Here is a 3536-nt window from a genome sequence, read left to right as displayed (position 1 = left end):
ATCGTCCGATCCCGCAACCCCTCCGGCACATCCCCATTCACAATCCGCTGCGCCAAACCCTCCACGATCGCAGTCTTCCCCACCCCCGGATCACCAACCAACACCGGATTATTCTTCGACTTCCGCGACAAAATCTGCACCACCCGCCGGATCTCCGCATCCCGCCCGATCACCGGATCCAACCGGCCCCCCCGCGCCGCCTCCACCAAATCCTGCCCATACTTCGACAACGCCTCATAAGTACCCTCCGGCGTCGCCGACCGCACCCGCTGATTCCCCCGCACCCTCACCAACTCCGCCAACACCGCATCCCGAGTCACCCCGTTCCGCACCAACAACCGGCCCACCCCAGACCGCTCCCCCTCCACCGCCAACGCAATCAACAAATGCTCAACCGACACATACTCATCCCCCAACCGGCGCGCCTCCCGATCCGCCGCCTCCAACACCCGAGACAACCGCTGCGTCACCGACACCCGCCCCGGCTCCACCCCCCCACCCGTACTACGCGGCTTCCGCTGAAGCTCCCCCTCCAACTCACCACGCAACTTCGGAACAACCACCCCCAACCCCGCCAACAACCCCGGCACCAAACCATCAGGCTGCTCCAACAACGCCAACAACAAATGCTCCCCATCCACCTCCGTATGACCCGCACGAGTAGCAACATCCTGCGCAGCCGAAAGGGCCTGCTGAGACTTCTGAGTCAGGCGATTCAGATCCATCGGACACTCCGGTCGGGTTCGGTGCGCACGGTCCGGCGGCGGTCACGTCCCGGCTGGGCGCTTAGGGCGAGCTCCAACTCCTGGACCCGGTCGAGCAGGTCGACCACCAGGCCGAGCGCGGTGTAGTTCAGCGACAACCCCGTGCGCAGCCGCTCGATACGGGCCACGGCGGCGAGCTGGCCGACGGTGAACCACAGCGCCCCGTTCGCGTCGCGGCTCGCGCGCAGCAGGCCGAGCGCGACGAACCGCCGCACGAGGTCGGGATGCAGCCCGCTCCGACGGGCGAACTCGTCCTGGCGGAGCAGGCTCACCACCGGACGGCGGGTCGTCATGGGCTGTGTCATGACGGCGTCGCCGCCTTCCTCGGGTCGAACGTGGACCGTCGAGCCATCTCAGGCCCTCGCCGCGTCGGCGACGGTCACCGAGGCCGGGCGCAACAGCCGCCCCGGGGCCCCGTAGCCGGGCCGCAGCACCGCGACGACCGTGCCCCGGGCGGTCCCGTCCGCCGGTGGCACGACACTCACCACCTCGTGCCGGGCGGGGTCGAACGGCACACCCGCCTCGTCCTGGCGGGGATGGCCGAGCCGGACGAGTACGGCCTGCGCCTGGTCGCGCACCGCCCGGACGCCCGCCGCGACGGCGGCCTGGTCGGCATCGGCGTGCTCCAGCGCGCGGTCGAGGTCGTCGAGCACGGGCAGGAACGCCGATGCCACGTGCTCGCGTTCGGCCGTCCGCGCCGCGGCGATCTCGTGGGCGTGGCGCCTGCGCAGGTTGTCCAGATCGGCCGGCGCCCGTCGCCACCTGTCCTCGAGCTCGGCGGATGTCTGCCCGGACTCCCCGCGCAGGGCGTCAGGCGGCGACTCCGGTGAGGGGGCGGCGCACATGAACCCGTCCCTCAGCCGCTGCGGTCGGACTCGGCGTCGACGACGTCCCGGTCGTCGACCGTCTCGTCGGCGGCACAGCCGCCGGCGCCCTGGTCGATGCCCACTGCTCCGGCCACGGCTCAGACCGCCCTGCCGAGCAGGCGGACGGCCTCGTCGGCGACCGCCTCGTCGACGAGCACGTCGAAGCGGTGCGCGAGCATCGTCGTGACCGACGCGGAGTCGCGGCGGCCTCGCACCAGCGCGTGGACGACCAGGCCCACCACCGCCCCGACGAGGGCCCCCAAGACCAGACCGTAGAGCGCGAGCAGCACCGACGTCACCAGCGGGTTCAGGAACGAGAGAAGGCCGAAGATCCAGCCGACCAGGGCACCGGGAACCGCGCCGCACAGGGCGCCGCGCGCGGCCGCCTGGACGTCGTCCAGCTTCCCGGCCGGCTGCTCGACGAGCTCCAGATCCTGACCGACGACGGCGGCCCGGTCGACCGGGAAGCCGAGTTCGGCAAGCCGGGCCACGAGACGCTCGGCCTCGGCGTAGGTGGAGAACGACGCGATGGTCCGGCGCGACCGACGGCCGGCGGGTCGGGCGCCGCGGTCGACCGCGGACGAGGCGGTGGTGCTCGGTTGCTCGGTCATCGCTTTCTCTCGGGTCGTCGCCGTCTCTCGGGTCGTCGCCGTCTGGCCTGTCGGGCGCTAGAGGCCTGCCGAGGCCGGGGCACTCCCGGACGCCGAGGACGCGGGAGATCCTTCGCCGTCCCCGGACGTCTCGGATGAGTCCACTGAGACCCGGTGCGGCTTGCTCGCCTCGCTGACCGGGATCCGCAGCGCGAGCACACCGTCCGCCAGGTCGGCGGACAGGCCGCCCGAGTCGAGGTTGTCACCGAGGAACAGTTGCCGGGCGAACTCGCCGTAGGGCCGCTCGTCGACGATGACCTCGTCACCCTCCTGGAACTGGGGCTCCCGACGAGCTCGGATGCTCACGACGTTGCGCTCGACGGTGACCTGCACGTCCTCGGACCGGATGCCTGGCAGGTCGAGGTAGACATGGAACTCCTCGCCGCGGCGCAGTGCCGCCATCGGCATACTGGGCGCGATCCTCCCGGTGGCCGCGGCGGTCTGCTCGGCGATCCGGTCGAGCTCTCGGAACGGGTCGAACCGCATGAGGGTCATGTGCTCTCCAGCAGGGCGCGGACGGGTGGGACGGTCCGGCTCGATGACCGGGTGGCGCCCACGGTCGCAGCGCGCCCGCCTGCGCGAACCGGTCCCGCAGGGGCAACCTGACCACCCCGGCTGAGCCCGGGAGGGCAGGTAACCCTCCGGCCGCGCCAGCGGGAATGCAACGGCGAAGCGCCGCCGGTAGAGTTCGTCCACCGCCGGGCATCTCCGGCGAAGCCGAGAACAGTCGGTCAGTCCGTAGGAGTGACACGATGGCCAGGCGCGACGTTGAGCAGCACGCCCCCGATCCGATGCGCGTGGGTTCATCGACCGCTGACATCACCCGGTTCTGGGACCTGGCGCTGGGGTTGATGGGCACGATCTCGTTCGACGGGTACCTCACGCAGGTCAACAAGGCCTACTGCGAGGTGCTCGGATGGTCGGTGGAGGACCTGACGTCCGTGCCCTACTGGGAGTTCGTACACCCCGGGGACCGGGACGCGATAGTGGAGTCCAGCCAGCTGCTGCTCGACGGCACGGTCGGCTCGCTGGTCGGGTACGACATGCGGATGCTCCGTCGCGACGGTAGCTACCGGTGGACCCGCTGGACCACCCGTGCCGACCCGGAGGACGAGCTCCTCTACGGCATCGGCACCGACGTCGACGACCTCCGCACGGCCGTGGACGAGCGGGTCGTCACCGGGACCTGGACGTGCGACGCCCGGGCCGACGAGTTCCGGTGCTCCGACGAGATGCTGGTCATGCTCGGCTTCACG

General features: G+C 70.8%; 6 protein-coding genes. 1 reads left to right on the top strand and 5 read right to left on the bottom strand.

The genetic code is table 11. The features are described from left to right. From JWR81_RS30370 to JWR81_RS30350, 5 genes are all read right to left on the bottom strand, one after another. Positions 1-725: Clp protease N-terminal domain-containing protein (locus tag JWR81_RS30370; protein ID WP_297660759.1), on the bottom strand; the 725-nt coding region annotated here is incomplete at its 3' end. Further along, complete coding sequence (locus JWR81_RS30365) at positions 716-1069, bottom strand: chaperone modulator CbpM (protein ID WP_297660755.1); 354 nt, start codon at positions 1067-1069, stop codon at positions 716-718. The genes JWR81_RS30365 and JWR81_RS30370, both read right to left, overlap by 10 nt. 48 nt (positions 1070-1117) lie before the next feature. Beyond that, positions 1118-1609, bottom strand: coding sequence for a nucleotide exchange factor GrpE (locus JWR81_RS30360; RefSeq protein ID WP_297660752.1), 492 nt, complete (start codon positions 1607-1609; stop codon positions 1118-1120). Between the two features lie 119 nt (positions 1610-1728). Further along, on the bottom strand, positions 1729-2241 hold the full coding sequence (locus tag JWR81_RS30355; RefSeq protein ID WP_297660750.1) for a general stress protein: 513 nt from the start codon (positions 2239-2241) through the stop codon (positions 1729-1731). A 57-nt stretch (positions 2242-2298) separates the two neighbouring features. Continuing rightward, positions 2299-2775, bottom strand: coding sequence for an Hsp20/alpha crystallin family protein (locus JWR81_RS30350; RefSeq protein ID WP_297660747.1), 477 nt, complete (start codon positions 2773-2775; stop codon positions 2299-2301). 257 nt (positions 2776-3032) lie between these two features. Between JWR81_RS30350 and JWR81_RS30345 the strand changes: the two genes are divergently transcribed. Next, positions 3033-3536, top strand: a 504-nt coding sequence (locus JWR81_RS30345; RefSeq protein WP_297660744.1) for a PAS domain-containing protein, incomplete at its 3' end; no start/stop codon positions are given.

The organism is Pseudonocardia sp. (assembly GCF_025965585.1).
In the GTDB taxonomy this organism is placed as follows: domain Bacteria; phylum Actinomycetota; class Actinomycetes; order Mycobacteriales; family Pseudonocardiaceae; genus Pseudonocardia.
This window is presented reverse-complemented; position numbering and strand designations above follow the sequence as displayed.